Here is a 17,270-nt window from a genome sequence, read left to right as displayed (position 1 = left end):
GGCGCGGCTCAGGCCTCGCGCTGCGGCGTGCCGGCCCGCGGCCAGTTCGCCAGCGCCGCGCGCGCCTGCGCGCGGCCCATTTCGATCAGCTCGCGCGCGCGGTAGAACTCGTAGGCGAGCGCCATGTCGTGCGGCAGCTGGATCAGCAGGTCCGGCGCGTACGCAGCCAGGCGCAGCCGCGACAGGTTCGCCTGCATCAGGTCCATCGACTGGGTCAGCAGTTCGAGCGTGCCCGGCTCGCGCGGGCGGCTTTCGCCGCGCGGGAGCATCCGGCCGATGAATTCGCCGAGGCGCTGGCGGTAGCCGCCTTCCGGCGTGGCCGCATCGTGCACCGGCGGTTCCGGCGGCACGGTGGTCATCGCCGGGCCGTCCACGCTCACCGCGATCAGGTAGTCGGCGCTCTCGCGGATCAGCGGTGTCACCGGCACCGGGTTGAGCAGGGCGCCGTCGACCAGCCGGCGGCCGTCGATGGTGTGCGGGCGGAACACGGTGGGGATCGCGATCGACGCGCGGATCGCCTCGAACAGGCCGCCCCGGCTCAGCCACACTTCGCGGCCGCGCTCGATGTCGGTGGCCACCGCGGTGAACGCCAGCGGCAGCTCCTCGATCTGCGCGTCGCCGACCAGCCCGCGCATGGTCTCGATGATCTTGTCGCCCTTGATCAGGCCGCCGCCGCTGAAGGTCCAGTCGACCAGCCTGAGCACGTCGAGCTTGGCCAGCGCGCAGACCCAGTCGCGGTACACGTCGAGCCGGCCGGTGGCGTGGATGCCGCCGATCAGCGCGCCCATCGAGGTGCCGGCGATCGCCACGATCGCGTAGCCCTGCGCCTCGATCTCCTCGATCACGCCGATGTGCGCCAGCCCCTTCGCGCCGCCGGAACCGAGCGCCAGCGCCACGGTCGGCCTGCGCGCGGCGGGCGCGGCACCGGCGGTATCGGTGGCGGCCATCGGATCCGTGCTCAGCGCGGCGACTGCTGGTAGCCGCCCAGCGCCAGCTGCAGCAGGATCTTCATCTCCTCGCGCAGCGACAGCGGCGCCACCACCTCCGCGTCCGGGCCGTACTTGAGCACGTCCATCAGCAGTTCCTTGGAATTGGAGTAGGGCAGCTTCAGCTCGTAGCGGCCGTCTTGCAGCCATTCGCCCTGCTGCTGCGAGTGCCAGTGCTCGTCGGCGACCCAGCGCGCGGCGTGCTGCGAGAAGCGGATCGTCGCCCACGCCTTCGGCTTGCCGGCGAAGATGCCGTAGCTGGAGGCGAGCAGCTCGTTGAGGTCGGCGTCGGCCACGTCGGTGGCGGGCGTGTCCAGCGCCTGCGCGTCGGCGATGCGGTCGACCGCGAAACTGCGCAGCGCCTGGCGGTCGTGGTCCCACACGTCGAGGTACCAGTTGTCGCGGTAGTGGGTCAGCCGTTGCGGCGACACCGTGCGGCGGCTGTCCGCGTTGGTGGTGCGCGCGCGGTAGCGGAAGCGCAGCTGTTTGCGCTCCAGCACCGCGCCGGCGACGATGCGGAACACCTGCTGGTCGAGCTTGCGCTCGCCCCAGGCGACCACGCGGATGCGCTCGATCGGCAGCGCCCTGCCGTTGTCCTGGTGCGACAGCAGGCCCTCGATGCGCGCCTTGAACGGCGCCAGCGCGCCGGCCAGCACGCCGGGGCCGGAACGGCTGATCAGCTCGTTCAAGGCCAGCAGCGCGGCCAGCTCGTCGGAGGTCAGCCACAGCCCGGGCAGCTCGAACTTCTCGCCCTCGCCCACTTCGTAGCGGAACGCGGCCTGGTCGGTGCCGGCGCTCTCGATCGGCGCGCCCAGCGCATCGCGCAGGAACGCCACGTCGCGGTAAAGCGTGGCGCGCGAGCATTCCAGCTCGCCGAGCAGGCGCGACAGCGGGATCGGGTAGTGCGCCGACTTCAGCAGCCGGTGCAGGGTCAGTATGCGTTCGTAGCGATCCATGGAAGCGTCGGCATATCGTCGGGAGGGAGGCGTTGTGTAGCATGGAGGCGGGTCGTGGTGGCTGCAAGTCACCGCGCCGCCACTGCGGGTGCAGCGTGCATGCCGTCCGTGCTGCGGACGGCTGCTGGCTGGAGCCATCTCCCGACACCGGCCTCGAATGTACGCCGGGCGTGCGATGGAAGCGCCTCCGATGGCTTGCCGGCGGTGTTCATTGCAAGTTCAAGCCGCCGCGTTAAGGTAGCGGCCTTACTTTTGCTTAACAAATGGATCCTCTTTCCCGATGAAAAAGACCTTGATCGCCGGCCTGCTGCTGGCCGCCTTCGCCAGTTTCGCCGTGCAGGCCCAGGATGCCGACACCACCCCGTCCAGCAACGGCGGCTGGAGCGGTTCGGGCGAATTCGGCTTCGCCTCGTCCACCGGCAACTCGCGCTCGGAGAACGTCAACGCGAAACTCGGCCTGAGCCAGGAAAACGAGCAGTGGAAGAACACCTTCTTCCTCGACGGCCTGCGCTCGAAGAGCCAGCAGACCGTGGTCGACAGCAGCGGCAACACCATCAAGAAATTCAACACCACCGCGAACCGTTACGACGGCGGCGCTTCGGTCGGCCTCAAGCTCGACCCGCGCAGCTACATCGTGGGCGCGGCTCGCTACGAGCACGACGACTTCGGCGCGAACCTGTGGCAGGGCATCGTCTCGCTCGGCTACGGCTACATCGCGTTGAAGGACGAGCGCAACGAGCTGTCGTTCGAAATCGGCCCCGGCTACAAGCGCTACCGTCCGGCCGACATCGACCTGGTGGTGAACGGCGTCGAGACCAGGCAGCGGCAGCCGAGCCAGAGCGAGATGGTTGCCCGCGGCCTGGTCAACTACAAGTACAAGCTGAGCGACAACGCCGCGTTCGAGGACACGTTCCTGATGGAAGCGGGCTCGAAGAACACCTACCTGCAGAACGACGCAGGCCTGGCGGTCAGCATGACCCGCAAGCTGGCGCTGAAGGTCGGTTTCCAGGTGCGCCACAACAGCGACGTGGTGGCCGCCACCAAGACCAAGAAGACCGACACGCTGACCACCACCAATTTGGTCTACAGCTTCTGAGTTCGAGTGTCACCGATACGGAAACGGCCCCGTCGCGCGAGCGGCGGGGCCGTTTGTTTTTGCAGGGCGGGCACCGCCCGCCGCTCTTGCCATGCAACGCGAAAGGCGGCGGGCCGTGCCCGCCCTGCCGAGGCTGCGACCGGCGTTGAAAATCGGCGCCGTTTTTCAGAGTCTAAGCAGCTCGGCGGCGCCCTGCGCCAGCAACGCCGCCGCCACCTGCCGGCCCAGCGCGATCGCCTGGTCGGCGGGGCCGCTGGCCTCGGCATGCAGCAGCTGGCCGCTGGCCGCGTCGCCGACCATGCCGCGCAGGTGCAGGCCGTGTTCGCCCAGCGTGCACCACGCGCCGACCGGCACCGTGCAGCTGCCGCCCAGCGCCTGATTCATCGCACGCTCGGCGCTGACGGTGAGCCGGGTGTCGGCGTCGTCCAGTGCGGCCAGCAGCGCCAGTACGCCGGGCTGGCCCTCGCGTGCCTCGATCGCGATCGCCGCCTGCCCCGGCGCCGGCAGCCAGTCCGGCGCGGCCAGCCGCGAGCGGATCCGCGCGGCCAGGCCCAGCCGCTCCAGTCCCGCGCAGGCCAGCACGATCGCGTCGTAGGCGCCGGCGTCGAGCTTGGCCAGGCGGGTGCCCACGTTGCCGCGCAGGTCGAGCAGTTCAAGATCCGGCCGCAGTGCGCGCAACTGCGCCTGCCGCCGCAGCGACGAGGTGCCCACGCGCGCGCCGTGGGGCAGCGCGGCGGGGTTGTCGTGGTGATTGCTGACGAACGCATCGGCGGCGTCCGCGCGCGGCAGGATCGCCGGCAGCGCGAAGCCCGGCTCCAACTGCGCCGGCACGTCCTTCAGCGAATGCACGGCGAGGTCGGCGCGGCCTTCCAGCATCGCCACCTCCAGCTCCTTCAGGAACAGCCCCTTGCCGCCGATGGTGGCCAGCGGCTGGTCCAGGATCTCGTCGCCGCGGGTGCTCATCGGCACCAGCTCCACCGCCAGCCCCGGATGCGTGGCGCGCAGCCGCGCGGCGACGTGCTCGGCCTGCCACAGCGCGAGCGCGCTCTTGCGGGTGGCGATACGCAGGGTGGAAGGGTTCATCGGGGCTCCGCGACGTTCGACAGGCGCACATTGTCGCGTAGTTTGCGTACGGCGGCGCAACGGCACATTGGCGCAGGGCGGCGGCAAAGCCGCTACGATGATGGCAAACCACGGGAGCAGATCATGCAAAGCGGCAATCCGGCGCTCAACAAGAACACCTTCCTCGATGCCGCCAGCGGCGCGGTCCTCACCCGCGGCGACGAGGCGATGACGATCAACGGCACGGTCAACAAGACCGGCCTGCTGCTGATCCTGGTGCTGGTCGGCGCGATGGTCAGCTGGAGCCGGTTCGCCGGCCCCGGGAGCCTGCCGGCGATGATGCCGCTGGTGCTCGGCGGCGCGATCGGCGGCCTTGTGCTGGCCCTGGTCACCGTGTTCAAGAAGACCTGGGCACCGATCACCGCGCCGCTGTACGCGGTGGCGGAAGGGCTGTTCATCGGTGCACTGTCGGCGATCTTCGAGATGCGCTACCCCGGCATCGTGATGCAGGCGGTGGGGCTGACCTTCGGCACCATGGCCGCGATGCTGCTGGCCTATCGCAGCGGGCTGATCCGCGCCACCGAGAAGTTCAAGCTCGGCGTCGCCGCCGCCACCGGCGGCATCCTGCTGCTGTACCTGGCGAACTTCGCGATGGGCTTCTTCGGCCACTCGATGGGTTTCATCAACGGCAGCAACGGCATCGGCATCGCGTTCAGCGCGGTGGTGGTGGTGATCGCGGCGCTCAACCTGATCCTCGACTTCGACCTGATCGAAACCGGCGCCCAGCAGGGCGCGCCGAAGTACATGGAGTGGTACGGCGCCTTCGCGCTGGTGGTGACCCTGGTCTGGCTGTACCTGGAACTGCTGCGCCTGCTGTCGAAGCTGCAGTCGCGCAACTGAGGATTCTTGTGCCGTCGTGCCGAGGCGACGCCGCTGCGTCTCGGCTACGGCGACAACGGCATGACGCGCCGCATGAACTCATCGAACAGCGGCACGGTGAAAGCGATCAGGCCGTGTTCCGGTGCGTAGATCATGCCTTTCTTGATCAGGTTGTCGCGGGTCGGTCCCAGGCTGCTTCCGCCCCTGCCCATGGCCTTGGCGACGTCGGATGATCGCTGCGGGCCTTCGCCAAACTCTGCCAAGTAACGCATGTAGTCGCGTTCCAGCGGTGTCAACCGGTCGAAGCGCACACGAAAGAAGGATTGGTCCAGCTTACGTATGGACTGGTCGGTGGCGGCAGTGGCGGCGTCCACCGTGATGACCTTGTCGGCGGCCGCGTTCCACGCGTTGTAGCCCCATTCCTGCAGGAAGTAGGGATAGCCACGGGTCTGCACATAGATTTCCGCCAGTGCAGAGTCCTCGATACGGGCGCCTTCTTCCTCCACGGGTTCGCGGATCGCCTTATATGCATCCTCTTCCTGCAGCCTGTCCAGTCGCGGAAAGTCGAACAGCCGTTCGGCATAACTCTTGGCATCGCCGGCTTGACCCGCCAACTGCGGCAAGCCCGCACCAAACAGCAACAGCGGCAATCCCGCCTGGTTGATGGCGTGGATGGCGCGAATCAGTGCTCCCAGTTCCGCGCGCGGCACGTATTGCAGTTCGTCGATCAACAAAGCCACCGGACGGGAGGCCGCCTGCGCGGCTCGTGCGGCAGCTACCAGAACGTCCTTGATGTCTGCTTCCAGATCGCCGCTGTCCGCCTGCCCGGCTTCCGGGTCCACGCCCAGGGTCACGTCCACGCCGCCGGCGCTTGCGGTGACATTGCCGATGAAACTGCGCAGCACGCGGAGACTTCTTTTCACGGCCTCGATGGCCTGCGCGCTTCGGTCCAGTTGCAGAAGCACTTTGCGTAATGTGTGTATCAGCAGCTGGCGTAAATCTTCGCCGTCACGTGCCTCGATCTGTTCGGTGAGATAACCCCGTTCACTGGCCTCCCGGGCGATCTCGTTCAGCAATACGGTCTTGCCCACGCCGCGCAAGCCAAGAATCATCAATGACTTGGCATGCCGACCGCGCTTGGTGCGTTCCAGTGCCGTGATGGCCTGGCTGAGCACCTCCGAACGTCCGGCCAGTTCGGGTGGACTGACGCCGGCGCCGGGATTGAAGGGGTTGCTGTAGGGATCCATGGCCGTCTCTAGCGAGTTCTTGGCATTTATATCAAAAATTGCATAGAAGTTAATATAAGCCGCTAGTAAATGCCCGGGCATGCCTTCTGCCCGTCGCCTTGATGGCTTGCCGGGACACGTTTTGTGATCCCGTGCGATTGCGCGAGCTCCGGTGTTACCGCGCCAGCAGCGCCTTCGCTCGTGCCACCACGTTGTCCACCGTGAAGCCGAACTCGCGCAGCAGCACCTCGGCCGGCGCGGAGGCGCCGAAGTGGTCGATGCCGAGCATGTCGCCCTTCGCGCCGACGTAGCGGTCCCAGCCCTGCGACACGCCCAGTTCCACCGCCAGCCGTGCCGGCACGTCGGGCGGCAGCACCTGGTCGCGATAGCTCTGCGGCTGCGCGTCGAACAATTCCCAGCTCGGCATCGACACGCAGCGCACGGCGATGCCGTCGGCCTGCAGCTGGTCGGCGGCTTCGACGATCAGGCCGACCTCGGAGCCGCTGGCGAGCAGGATCAGTGAGGGCTTGCCGTTCGGCGCATCGCTGAGCACGTACGCGCCCTGGCGCAGGCCGTCGGCGCTGGCGTAGCGGGTGCGGTCCAGCGTGGGCACGTTCTGCCGGGTCAGCGCCAGCAGCACCGGCCGCCGCTTTGTTTCCAGCGCCACCTTCCACGCCACGGCGGTCTCGTTGGCGTCGGCGGGGCGGATCACGCTGAGGTTGGGGATCGCGCGCAGGCTGGCCAGCTGTTCCACCGGCTGGTGGGTGGGGCCGTCTTCGCCCAGCGCCACGCTGTCGTGGGTGAACACGTGCACCACGTGCACGCCCATCAGCGCGGCGAGGCGGATCGCCGGGCGCATGTAGTCGGAGAAGATCAGGAAGGTCGAACCGTAGGGGATGAAGCCGCCGTGCACGGCCAGCCCGTTCGCGATCGCGCCCATCGCATGCTCGCGCACGCCGAAGTGCAGGTTGCGGCCGGCATGGCTCCAGCCGCCGCCGTCCGAACCCTGGCTGTCCTCGCCCGGCGCCAGCGGCGGATTGAAGTCGCCCAGGTCCTTCAGCGCGGTGTGGGTGGACGGGTCGAGGTCGGCCGAGCCGCCGCCCAGCGCGGGCAGTTTCGGCGCGATCGCGTTCATCACCTTGCCGCCGGCGACGCGGGTGGCGAGGCCCTTGGCATCGGCGGGAAACACCGGGATGTCAGCGTCCCAGCCCGCCGGCAGTTCGCCATCCAGGCGGCCTTGCAACTCGGCGGCCAGCTCGGGGAAGGCTTTGGTATAGACGTCCATGCGGCTGTTCCAGGCGCGTTCGGCCGCCACGCCGCGGTCCAGCGCTTCGCGCAGGTGCTTGAGCGCCGGCGGCGGCAGGAGAAAGTCCGGTTCGACCGGCCAGCCCAGCTTCTCCTTCGTCTTCCGGACGTCCTCGACGCCCAGTGGCGAGCCGTGCGCCTTGAACGTGTCCTGCTCGGGCGAGCCGTAGCCGATGTGCGTGCGCACCAGGATCAGCGTGGGCCGCGCGCTGTCGGCGCGCGCCTCAAGCAAGGCGGCGTCGATCGCCGCCAGGTCATTGCCGTCGGTCACCTGGATGGTCTGCCAGCCGTAGGCCTCGAAGCGTTTCGCGCGATCCTCGGAGAAGGTGATGTCGGTGCCGCCGGCCAGCGTCACGTAGTTGTCGTCGTACAGGCAGACCAGCTTGCCCAGCTTCAGGTGGCCGGCCAGCGAAGCGGCCTCGCTGGCCACGCCTTCCATGAGGTCGCCGTCGCTGACGATGGCCCAGGTGCGGTGGTCGATCACCGTGTGGCCGTCGCGGTTGTAGCGCGCGGCCAGGTGTGCCTCGCCGATCGCCATGCCCACCGCGTTGGCCAGGCCCTGGCCGAGCGGGCCGGTGGTGATCTCGACGCCCGGCGTGTGGCCGTACTCGGGGTGTCCCGGCGCCTTGCTGCCCCACTGGCGGAACTGCTTGAGGTCGTCCAGCGCGAGGTCGTAGCCGGTGGCGAACAGCAGGCTGTACAGCAGCGCCGAACCGTGGCCGGCGGACAGCACGAAGCGGTCGCGGTCGGGCCAGTGCGGATTGGCCGGGTTGTGCTTCAGCTGCCGCGTCCACAGCGCGTAGGCCATCGGCGCGGCGCCCAGCGGCAGGCCGGGGTGGCCGCTGTTCGCGTGCTGCACCATGTCCACCGACAGGAAACGCAGCAGGTCGATGCATTGCTGGTCGAGGGCGTGGGACATGGCGGTATCTCCGGTGGTGGATTGATCGTCCGCGTAGGAGCCCGCTCGCGGGCGATGCTCTTGATCGCATCTTTCATCGTACGTCAGAGCAGGAGCATCGCCCGCGAGCGGGCTCCTACGCGAGCGGCCGCGTCGATCAGGCCAGGGCGCTGTCGACGATGCTCTGGGCTTCCTTCAGCAACGCTTGCAGGTGTTCTTCGCTCTGGAAGCTTTCGGCGTAGACCTTGTAGATCGCCTCGGTGCCGGACGGCCGTGCGGCGAACCAGCCGCTGGCGGCGATCGCCTTGATTCCGCCGATCGCGGCGCCGTTGCCGGGCGCCTTGTCCAGCACCTGCTCGATCTTCTCGCCGGCCAGCCGGTCGCTTTTCAATTGATCGGGCGACAGTTTCGCCAGCTTCGCCTTCTGCGCCGGCGTGGCGGCCGCGTCGACGCGGCTGGCGAACGGCTTGCCGAGTTCGCGGGTCAACTGCGCATACAGCTCGCCCGGGTCCTTGCCCTCGCGCGCGGTGATCTCGGCCGACAGCAGCGCCGGCACCAGGCCGTCCTTGTCGGTGACCCAGGCCGAGCCGTCGCGGCGCAGCAGCGAGGCGCCGGCGCTTTCCTCGCAGCCGAAGCCGAGCGAGCCGTCGAACAGGCCGGGTGCGAACCACTTGAAGCCGACCGGCACCTCGTAGAGTTTTCGGCCCAGCCGTTTCGCCACGCGGTCGATCAGCGCGGTACTGACCACGGTTTTGCCCACCGCGGCATGCGCGCTCCACTGCGGCCGATGCCGGAACAGGTAGTCGATCAGCACCGACAGGTAGTGGTTCGGCTCCATCAGTCCGCTGCTGCGGGTGACGATGCCGTGGCGGTCGTGGTCGGTGTCGCAGGCGAACGCGACGTCATAGCGGTCCTTCAACCCGATCAGCCGCTGCATCGCATACTTCGACGACGGATCCATGCGGATCTTGCCGTCCCAGTCCACGCTCATGAAGGCGAACTGCGGGTCGACCACCGCGCTGACCACGGTGAGATCGAGCCGGTAGCGCTCGGCGATCGGCGCCCAGTAGTGCACGCCGGCGCCGCCCAGCGGGTCGACGCCCATGTGCACGCCGGCGCCGCGGATGGCGTCGAAGTCGACGATGTTCGCCAGGTCGGCGACGTAGGCGTTGAGGTAGTCGTGCTCGTGCGTGGTGGCCGCCTTGCGCGCCTGCGCGTACGGCATCCGCCGCACTTCCTTCAGGCCGCCTTCGAGCAGGGCGTTGGCGCGGTTCTCCACCCAGCGGGTGATGTCGCTGTCGGCCGGGCCGCCATTCGTCGGGTTGTACTTGAAGCCGCCGTTGTCCGGCGGGTTGTGCGATGGCGTGATCACGATGCCGTCGGCGAGGCCCTTCGAGCGCCCCCTGTTGTGGACCAGGATCGCGTGCGACACCGCCGGCGTCGGGGTGTATTCGCCGCCGCTGGAAATCATCGCCTCGACGCCGTTGGCGGCCAGCACTTCCAGTGCGTTCTCGAACGCCGGCTGCGACAGCGCATGGGTGTCGGCGCCGATGAACAGCGGGCCGTCGATGCCTTTCGAGCGGCGGTACTCGCAGATCGCCTGGCTGATCGCCAGGATGTGCGCTTCGTTGAAGCTGCGCTCCAGCGCATTGCCGCGGTGGCCGGAGGTGCCGAACGCCACCCGCTGCGCCGGTACCGCGGGGTCGGGCTTCAGGTCGGCATACGCGGCGAGCAGTTGCGGGATGTCGACCAGGATCGACGACGGTGCCGGCTTGCCGGCGAGGGGGCTGATCTTCTGGCTCATGGACCTTCCGTTGTCTGGCTGTCGCGCAGCCGGCGATAGCGGCGTATCAGGGCGTTGGTGGAACTGTCGTGGGCGAGCGGCGGCTCGCTCGGCGCGGTCAGCTCGGCGATGGTGGCCTTCGCCAGCTGCTTACCCAGCTCCACGCCCCACTGGTCGAACGAGTCGATGTCCCAGATCACGCCCTGCACGAACACGCTGTGCTCGTACAGCGCGATCAGCGTGCCCAGCGTGTGCGGGGTGAGCCTGGCGGCGAGGATGGTGCTGCTGGGGCGGTTGCCGGGGAACGTGCGATGCGGCACCAGCGCCTCGGGCGTGCCTTCGGCGCGCACTTCGTCCGCCGTCTTGCCGAACGCCAGCGCCTCGCCCTGGGCGATCAGGTTCGCCATCAGCAGGTCGTGCTGCTGGCCGAGCGGGTTGAGCGGCTGGCCGAAGCCGATGAAGTCGCACGGCACGATGCGCGTGCCCTGGTGGATCAGCTGGTAGAACGAGTGCTGGCCGTTGGTGCCCGGCTCGCCCCAGTAGACCGGCCCGGTGGCGTAGTCGACCGCCGCGCCGTCCAGCGTGACGCGCTTGCCGTTGCTCTCCATGGTCAGCTGCTGCAGGTAGGCCGGGAAGCGCTTCAGGTACTGCTCGTACGGCAGCACCGCGACCGTGGCGGCGTCGAGGAAGTTGTTGTTCCAGATGCCGAGCAGGCCCATCAGCGCCGGCAGGTTGCGTTCCAGCGGCGCGTGGCGGAAGTGCTCGTCCATCGCGTGGAAGCCGGCCAGCATCGCGCGGAAATGCTCCGGGCCGATCGCCAGCATGGTGGACAGGCCGATCGCCGAATCCATCGAGTAGCGCCCGCCCACCCAGTCCCAGAAGCCGAACATGTTGGCGGTGTCGATGCCGAACTTCGCCACCTCGTCGGCGTTGGTGGAGACCGCCACGAAGTGCTTTGCCACCGCGGACTCGTCGCCCAGGGCAGCAAGGCACCAGGCGCGCGCGGCGTGCGCGTTGGCCAAGGTCTCCAGCGTGGTGAAGGTCTTCGAGCAGACGATGAACAGCGTCTCGGCCGCGTCCAGCGCGCGCACCGCCTCGGCGAAGTCGGTGCCGTCCACGTTGGAGACGAAGCGGAACGTCATCTCGCGCCGGCTGTAGTGGCGCAGCGCCTCGTACGCCATCACCGGGCCGAGGTCCGAGCCGCCGATGCCGATCGAGACCACGTGGCGGATGCGCCGGCCGCCGTGGCCCCGCCATGCGCCGCTGCGCACGCGGTCGGCAAACGCGGCCATGCGGTCGAGCACGTCGTGCACGTCCGCCACCACGTCGTGGCCGTCGACCAGGATTTTCTCGCCCGCCGGCGCGCGCAGCGCCACGTGCAGCACGGCGCGCTGCTCGGTGGTGTTGATGCGCTCGCCGCGGAACATCGCCTCGATCCGCTGCGGCAGCCCGCAGGCCACCGCCAGTTCGCGCAGCAGGCGCAGCGCGTCGGCATCCACCCGCTGCTTGGAGTAATCCAGGTACAGGCCGACACCCTCCAGCACGAAGCGCTCGCCACGTTGCGGATCGGCGGCGAACCACTCGCGCAGGTGCCGCCGGCCGATCGCGTCGGCATGCCGTTGCAACGCCTGCCATGGCGGCAGGCGGGTCAGTCGCGGCTCGCTCATGGCAGCTCGGATTCCTTTTCCAGCGCGCTGGCCTTGTCGGCGATCCGCTGCAGCAGCTGCTGCCACGATTTCACGAACGCCGCGGCGCCGTCCTGCTGCAGCTTCAGCGCCAGCGCGTCGAGGTCCACGCCGGCCTTGGCGACCTGCGCCAGCACCGCGTCCGCATCGCCGCCGTCGGCGGCCAGCACGCCATGCAGCTGGCCGTGGTCGGCGAACGCGTGCAGGGTCTTCTCCGGGATCGTGTCGATGGTGTCCGGCGCGGCCAGCGCGCTGACGTACAGCGTGTCCGGCGCGGACGGGTCCTTCACCCCGGTGCTGGCCCACAGCAGGCGCTGCGGCTGCGCGCCGGCGGCGGCGAGCTTCTGCCAGCGCTTCGAGGCCAGCAGCTCGCGGTAGGCGCGGTAGGTCTGCTGGCCCACCGCGATGCCCAGCCGGTTGTGCAGATCGGCCGGCAGCTGCGGGTTGGCGGCCACGTCCCAGCGGCTGATGAACAGCGAGGCGACCGAGCCCACGCGCGGGTCCAGCCCGGCTTCCAGGCGTCGCTCGATGCCGCGCAGGTACGCCTCGGCGACGGCCTGGTACTGCGCGCAGGAAAACAGCAGGGTCACGTTGATCGGGATGCCGAGGAAGATCGCCTCCTCGATCGCCGGCACGCCTTCCGGGGTGCCGGGAATCTTCACGAACAGGTTGTCGCGCCGGCCCTGGTGGTGGATGTGCCGCGCCGCCGCGATCGAGCCGGCGGTGTCGGCGGCGAGCAGCGGCGAGACTTCCATCGAGACCCAGCCGTCCACCTGGCGGGTGGCGTCGAACACCGGGCGGAACAGGTCGGCGGCGCGGCGCAGGTCTTCCAGCGCCAGCTCGGTGAACAGCGCCTCGCCGGAGAGCCCGGCCAGCGTCTTGGCGTGGATGCCGGCGTCGTAGGCGTCGCCGCCGCCGATCGCCGCGTCGAAGATGCTCGGGTTCGAGGTCAGCCCGGTGATCGAATCCTCGGCGATGTAGCGCGCCAGCGTGCCGTCGTCGAGCAGGCTGCGGGTGATGTTGTCCAGCCACAGGCTCTGGCCGAGGTCGTGCAATTGGCGGGTCGCTTTCATGCTTGCTCCGTGTTTCCGGTTCGATCGATAGATGATTTCAGTCTGCCGGCAGGCTGATTGCGGGTGCGCTCGGCAGGAAGTCTTCAAGCTTACGCCGGCGCAGATCGCCGATGCACGCGATCGTGAGGTCCGGTGCCGGCTCGACGGTTTCGCCGGCGCTGGCGGCCGCGTAGTGGCCCTGGCGCACGAACACCGTGGTCAGCCTGCGGCCCAGGCGCTGCTTCATCGCGGCCAGGATCGGCGGCTTGTCGTCCACCATCACGTAGTGCGCGGCCGGGTAACGCTGCTGCATCGCCACCAGCATCTGCTGCTTGTGCACGTAGACCAGCACCTCGCCGCGCAGCGCGGCCCACAGCCCGGCGCGCTGGATCTTGCGCGGCTGGAACACCACGTCGCCATCGGACAGGATCGCGGTGGGACCCAGCGTGCGCAGGTGCGCCACGGTCTCCAGCGCGTGCGGGTACAGCCGGTCGGCGAACGGGTAGTCCAGCAGGTAGCCGGACATCTGCAGCAGCGACGGGTCGTTGTCCAGGCCGGCGCGGAAGCGCTGCAGCGCGCCCAGGTAATCGGCAAAGCCGAATTGCTGGCGCAGCTCCTCGTAGATCGCCCAGTAGCGTTCGCGTCCGGCCACGCCGAACGCCGCCTCCAGCGTGGCGCCGAGGTCGGCGCCGAAGCGGTCGTTGTCGAGCAGGGTGTTGTCCACGTCGAGCAGGAACACCACCGCGGCGGCCCCGGCCGCGTGATTGCTCAACATGGCTTGCCCTCCTCCGCCCGCGGGTCATGCCAGCCCTCGTCGCCGCCGACGATGCGCGCCGCCCCGGGCGGCCCCCAGCTGCCCGGCTCGTAGAACTCCACCGCGCCCTCGTGGGCCAGCACGCGGTCGACCACCGCCCACGCCGCCTCCACGCATTCATCGCTGGTGAACAGCGCGTTGTCGCCGCGGATCGCGTCGCCGAGCAGGCGCTCGTACGGCGATTTCTCCGGTGCCAGGTCATGCCGCACCACCAGCTCCACCGGCTCGCCGCGCATCTCCTCGCCCGGCTGCTTCACCCGCATGCCCTCGGCGAGGATCACCTCCGGGCTGAGCCGGAAGCGGAAGTAGTTCGACTGCGCCGCGCCGACCGGGTCGAACACCGACAGCGGCGGCGCCTTCATGTCCACCATCACCTCGGTGGTGGTCAGCGGCAGCCGCTTGCCGGCGCGGATATGGAACGGCACGCCGGCCCAGCGCCAGGTGTCGACGTGCAGGCACAGCGCCACGAAGGTCTCCACGTTGGAATCGGCGGCCACGCCCGCGACCTCGCGGTAGCCGCGGAACTGGCCGCGCACCACCTCGGCCGGGTCGAGCGGGCGCATCGCGCGGAACAGCCGCAGCTTCTCGGCGCGCAGCGCTTCCGGCCCGCCGCCGATCGGCGCATCCATCGCCAGCAGCGAGGTCACCTGCAGCAGGTGGTTCTGCAGCACGTCGCGGATCGCGCCGACGCCCTCGTAGAACGCGCCGCGGCCGTCCACGCCGAACTGCTCGGCCATGGTGATCTGCACGCGGTCCACGTAGCGGTTGTTCCACACCGGCTCCAGCACGGTGTTGGCGAAGCGGAAGTACAGCAGGTTCTGCACCGGCTCCTTGCCCAGGTAGTGGTCGATGCGGAAGATCGCCGACTCCGGGAACACCGCGTGCAGCGTGCGGTTGAGTTCCTGCGCCGAGGCCAGGTCGCGGCCGAACGGCTTCTCCACCACGATCCGCGCCTCCCCGGCGCAGCCGGCCTGCTCGAGACCCTTCGCCACCACCCCGAACAGACCGGGCGGGATCGCCAGGTAGTGCAGCGGCCGCTGCGCCCCGCCCAGCGTTTGCTTCAGCTGCCGGAAGGTGGCCGGGTCGTTGTAGTCGCCGTCGACATACTGCAGGCGCGCCGCCAGCTTCGCGAACGCGGCCTCGTCGACCCGGCCGCCCTGCTCCAGCGCCGCGTGCGTCAGGCTGTCGTGCGCGCGCTGGCGCAGCCGCTCCACGTCCCAGCCCGCATGTGCCACGCCGATGATCGGCAGGTCCAGCCCGTCGTGCAGCATCATCGCCTGCAGCGCCGGAAAGATCTTCTTGTAGGCCAGGTCGCCGGTGGCGCCGAAAAAGACCAGGGCGTCCGAGCGGGGGATCGGCATGGCGGTGAGGTTCTCCGTGGGGCTGGCAGGCATCGCTGCCCGGGGTGGCGTGCGGCAGGCGACGGGCATGGCGGGCTTCGCCAACATGCCGCACTTCGGGTCCGCTTTCCAGCCTGCACGCCGGCAGGTTAAGTCGATGCATAAACCGGCGGAGCCGTCGGCCTCCGGTTCAGCGGCCAACGCACGGGCACTGCCGGCGGCGACGCGCATCCGCACCCGTCCCGGTACGGTCGGCGGCCTCGCCGTTGCCCGGCGCGCTTCACGCCGATGCAAGCAGCTCGACGGCCCAGTACACGCCGATGGCCGTCTGCACCGCAAAGGCCGTGAAACGCAGCGTGACGGCGGCCGCGCTCACCGAGGCGAGGTGGATGAGCGACTGCAGCACGCGGCAGGCAAGGAACAGGCAGGCCGCGCCGTCCGTGACCGCGGTGTGCCCGGTGCCGATGGCGACCAGCAGCAATCCGCCGAAAACCGGGAGGCCTTCGATGCAGTTGGCATGGGCCCTGGCCAGCCGCTGCATGAATGGCGAAAGGTTCGCATTGTCGGGAACGAACCCGTTGGCGGGGATCTTCCGGTGCAGCACAAGCCGGGTCCGGAGCACCTCCATCAGCACCAGGAGCAGCAGCGTCCACGCGATGAAACCGGTCAATGCCAAGGTGCTCGGATTGCTCATGACGCTGTCCTCGTTGGTCGGACCGGCGGCCGGCGCGGACGGGTACGTCGCCGGTCGGGGCGGCCATTATCGCGCCTGTCGCGCGTCTTCCGGGCGGAACCTTCAGCGCACCGCCCGCCGCAGGCGCTCGCGGATCCTTGCCTCGGCGGCGGCGGTCAGCTCCTTCAGTGCGAAGGCCGTGGGCCACATGTGGCCCTCGTCGAGGGCGGCCTTGTCGCTGAAGCCGAAGGTCGCATACCGCGTCTTGAACTTCTGCGCGCCCTGAAAGAAGCAGACGACCTTGCCGTCCTTCGCGTAGGCGGGCATCCCATACCAGAGCTTCGGCGCGAGGTCCGGCGCGGTGGCCCGGACGAGCGCATGCAGCCGCTCGCCCATGGCGCGATCTGCAGCGGGCATCGCGGCGATCCTTGCGAGCACGGCGCCCTCTTCATTCGCGCCTCCCGCGTGCGGGCGCGCTGCGGCCTTCAGCTCCCGGGCGCGCTCCCGCATCGCGGCGCGCTCCTCCGCCGTGAATCCCGTGGGAGCCTCGCCGGGCGCGGTGGCGCTGCGGGTGGGTTTTCGCGTGGCGTTTCCTGCCGGTTTCTTTTCAGCCATGGTGTCTGCTCACCTGCGCCACAGGTAGAAGATGGTCTCCGAGAAGCCATGCCGACGGCACAGCTCTTTCATCGCCAACCCTGACCCGGCTTCCTCCAGAAGCCGAAGATCGGTTCTTCCGAAAAACGCGTCTTCACGTTCAATATTTTCCGGGTGGGGGATTGGACTCCAAACCACGGTGCTACTCAAAACCGGGGGACGTCGGTCGCACGCGAAACGATTGCGACGACGCTGGCCGAGGCTGCTCTGATGCTGGTGCGTGCGATCTGCTTCATGTTGCGACGAACTCCCCCTGAAATGAATACCGCTGCTAAACGTGTTTCGGCTGATCCCCGAACACCGACGACACCGATGAATGAACGAGGTCCCCGGGCGCGGTTTATACCCTGGTCCGCATCAGCCACACCGATGCAACAAGACCGTTTACGGAAATGCAGTCTGACTATCGTTGCAACCCGCGCAGCACTGACACGCATGACGCATCAGAGAGGACAATACGATGACCAGCATTGGCTCGAAAGCTCAGGGCAAGAGCATCAAGCGCGTGGCGTTGACGGGAAGTCTCTTACGGAATGGTTAGGGCGTACCGATAGAAAAAGCGGAGACAGCAAGCTGGACAAGCCGATTTGCACCAAACCCCAGAGCAATCGCGAGGAAGCCAGAAAGGAGGTCTTGCAGAGCCTTGCTGTGTACACCAGGTATCGTGATTCGGTGCTTGAGGAAGAACGCGCCGAAGTAAAAAACTAGACTGAGATAGCCAAGAACTAGCAGTGGAACCAATGTAGCCGCAGGATGCTTGTTGTAGAGAAATGTGAGGGCGCCTAACAGGCTATTGAGAAACTCCCCCGGGTCGTCGCGGTCATAGTTTGCCTCAATCGCAGAGCTATCGACCCCCGATGC

Annotated in this window: 15 protein-coding genes and 1 pseudogene; 2 read left to right on the top strand and 14 right to left on the bottom strand. The window is 68.5% G+C overall.

What is annotated here, in order from left to right; translation table 11 throughout:
- Positions 1 to 8: 8 nt before the first annotated feature.
- Both RHOFW104R8_RS15010 and RHOFW104R8_RS15005 read right to left on the bottom strand, forming a co-directional pair.
- A complete protein-coding gene (locus RHOFW104R8_RS15010; RefSeq protein WP_068093536.1) occupies positions 9 to 947 on the bottom strand; it encodes a patatin-like phospholipase family protein in 939 nt (312 codons plus the stop codon).
- 11 nt (positions 948 to 958) lie between these two features.
- Positions 959 to 1,942, bottom strand: coding sequence for a YafY family protein (locus RHOFW104R8_RS15005; RefSeq protein WP_068093534.1), 984 nt, complete (start codon positions 1,940 to 1,942; stop codon positions 959 to 961).
- A gap of 280 nt (positions 1,943 to 2,222) precedes the next feature.
- Here RHOFW104R8_RS15005 and RHOFW104R8_RS15000 point away from each other — a divergent pair, with 280 nt between their 5' ends.
- The gene (locus tag RHOFW104R8_RS15000; protein WP_068093530.1) at positions 2,223 to 3,038 is read left to right on the top strand and encodes a YdiY family protein; all 816 of its coding nucleotides are present in this window, start codon (positions 2,223 to 2,225) and stop codon (positions 3,036 to 3,038) included.
- Between the two features lie 165 nt (positions 3,039 to 3,203).
- On the opposite strand, the gene hemC is transcribed toward RHOFW104R8_RS15000, so the two are convergent.
- A complete protein-coding gene (hemC, locus tag RHOFW104R8_RS14995) occupies positions 3,204 to 4,121 on the bottom strand; it encodes a hydroxymethylbilane synthase (protein WP_068094941.1) in 918 nt (305 codons plus the stop codon).
- 123 nt (positions 4,122 to 4,244) lie between these two features.
- Here hemC and RHOFW104R8_RS14990 point away from each other — a divergent pair, with 123 nt between their 5' ends.
- Positions 4,245 to 5,000, top strand: a complete 756-nt coding sequence (locus RHOFW104R8_RS14990; protein ID WP_068094944.1) for a Bax inhibitor-1/YccA family protein — start codon at positions 4,245 to 4,247, stop codon at positions 4,998 to 5,000.
- Positions 5,001 to 5,044: 44 nt separating this feature from the next.
- On the opposite strand, the gene RHOFW104R8_RS14985 is transcribed toward RHOFW104R8_RS14990, so the two are convergent.
- From RHOFW104R8_RS14985 to RHOFW104R8_RS17905, 11 genes and pseudogenes are all read right to left on the bottom strand, one after another.
- Positions 5,045 to 6,226 carry an ATP-binding protein gene (locus tag RHOFW104R8_RS14985; RefSeq protein ID WP_068094949.1) on the bottom strand — a complete coding sequence of 394 codons (1,182 nt, stop codon included), beginning with the start codon at positions 6,224 to 6,226 and terminating at the stop codon, positions 5,045 to 5,047.
- Positions 6,227 to 6,380: 154 nt separating this feature from the next.
- Complete coding sequence (gene tkt / locus RHOFW104R8_RS14980; RefSeq protein WP_068094952.1) at positions 6,381 to 8,429, bottom strand: transketolase; 2,049 nt, start codon at positions 8,427 to 8,429, stop codon at positions 6,381 to 6,383.
- A gap of 136 nt (positions 8,430 to 8,565) precedes the next feature.
- Positions 8,566 to 10,212 carry a phosphoglucomutase (alpha-D-glucose-1,6-bisphosphate-dependent) gene (gene pgm, locus RHOFW104R8_RS14975; RefSeq protein ID WP_068094955.1) on the bottom strand — a complete coding sequence of 549 codons (1,647 nt, stop codon included), beginning with the start codon at positions 10,210 to 10,212 and terminating at the stop codon, positions 8,566 to 8,568.
- Positions 10,209 to 11,858, bottom strand: a complete 1,650-nt coding sequence (gene pgi / locus RHOFW104R8_RS14970; RefSeq protein ID WP_068094958.1) for a glucose-6-phosphate isomerase — start codon at positions 11,856 to 11,858, stop codon at positions 10,209 to 10,211. The genes pgm and pgi overlap by 4 nt, the downstream gene beginning before the upstream one ends.
- Entirely contained in the window at positions 11,855 to 12,949 is a 1,095-nt protein-coding gene (tal, locus tag RHOFW104R8_RS14965) for a transaldolase (RefSeq protein ID WP_068094961.1), read from the bottom strand. Before tal ends, pgi begins: the two co-directional genes overlap by 4 nt.
- A 37-nt stretch (positions 12,950 to 12,986) precedes the next feature.
- Positions 12,987 to 13,703, bottom strand: a complete 717-nt coding sequence (locus RHOFW104R8_RS14960; protein WP_068094965.1) for an HAD family hydrolase — start codon at positions 13,701 to 13,703, stop codon at positions 12,987 to 12,989.
- Complete coding sequence (zwf, locus tag RHOFW104R8_RS14955; RefSeq protein ID WP_068094971.1) at positions 13,697 to 15,103, bottom strand: glucose-6-phosphate dehydrogenase; 1,407 nt, start codon at positions 15,101 to 15,103, stop codon at positions 13,697 to 13,699. The genes RHOFW104R8_RS14960 and zwf overlap by 7 nt, the downstream gene beginning before the upstream one ends.
- 259 nt (positions 15,104 to 15,362) lie before the next feature.
- Entirely contained in the window at positions 15,363 to 15,776 is a 414-nt protein-coding gene (locus RHOFW104R8_RS14950) for an MAPEG family protein (RefSeq protein WP_068094967.1), read from the bottom strand.
- A gap of 102 nt (positions 15,777 to 15,878) precedes the next feature.
- Positions 15,879 to 16,370 (bottom strand): iron chaperone, encoded by a 492-nt coding sequence (locus tag RHOFW104R8_RS14945; protein WP_082823659.1) that lies wholly within the window; start codon positions 16,368 to 16,370, stop codon positions 15,879 to 15,881.
- A 15-nt stretch (positions 16,371 to 16,385) separates the two neighbouring features.
- Positions 16,386 to 16,507 (bottom strand): annotated as a pseudogene (locus RHOFW104R8_RS17910) (transposase); the annotation flags it as partial.
- A 439-nt stretch (positions 16,508 to 16,946) separates the two neighbouring features.
- Positions 16,947 to 17,270: hypothetical protein (locus RHOFW104R8_RS17905; protein WP_235605154.1), on the bottom strand; the 324-nt coding region annotated here is incomplete at its 5' end.

Source organism: Rhodanobacter sp. FW104-R8 (assembly GCF_001617365.1).
Lineage (GTDB): Bacteria > Pseudomonadota > Gammaproteobacteria > Xanthomonadales > Rhodanobacteraceae > Rhodanobacter.
This window is presented reverse-complemented; position numbering and strand designations above follow the sequence as displayed.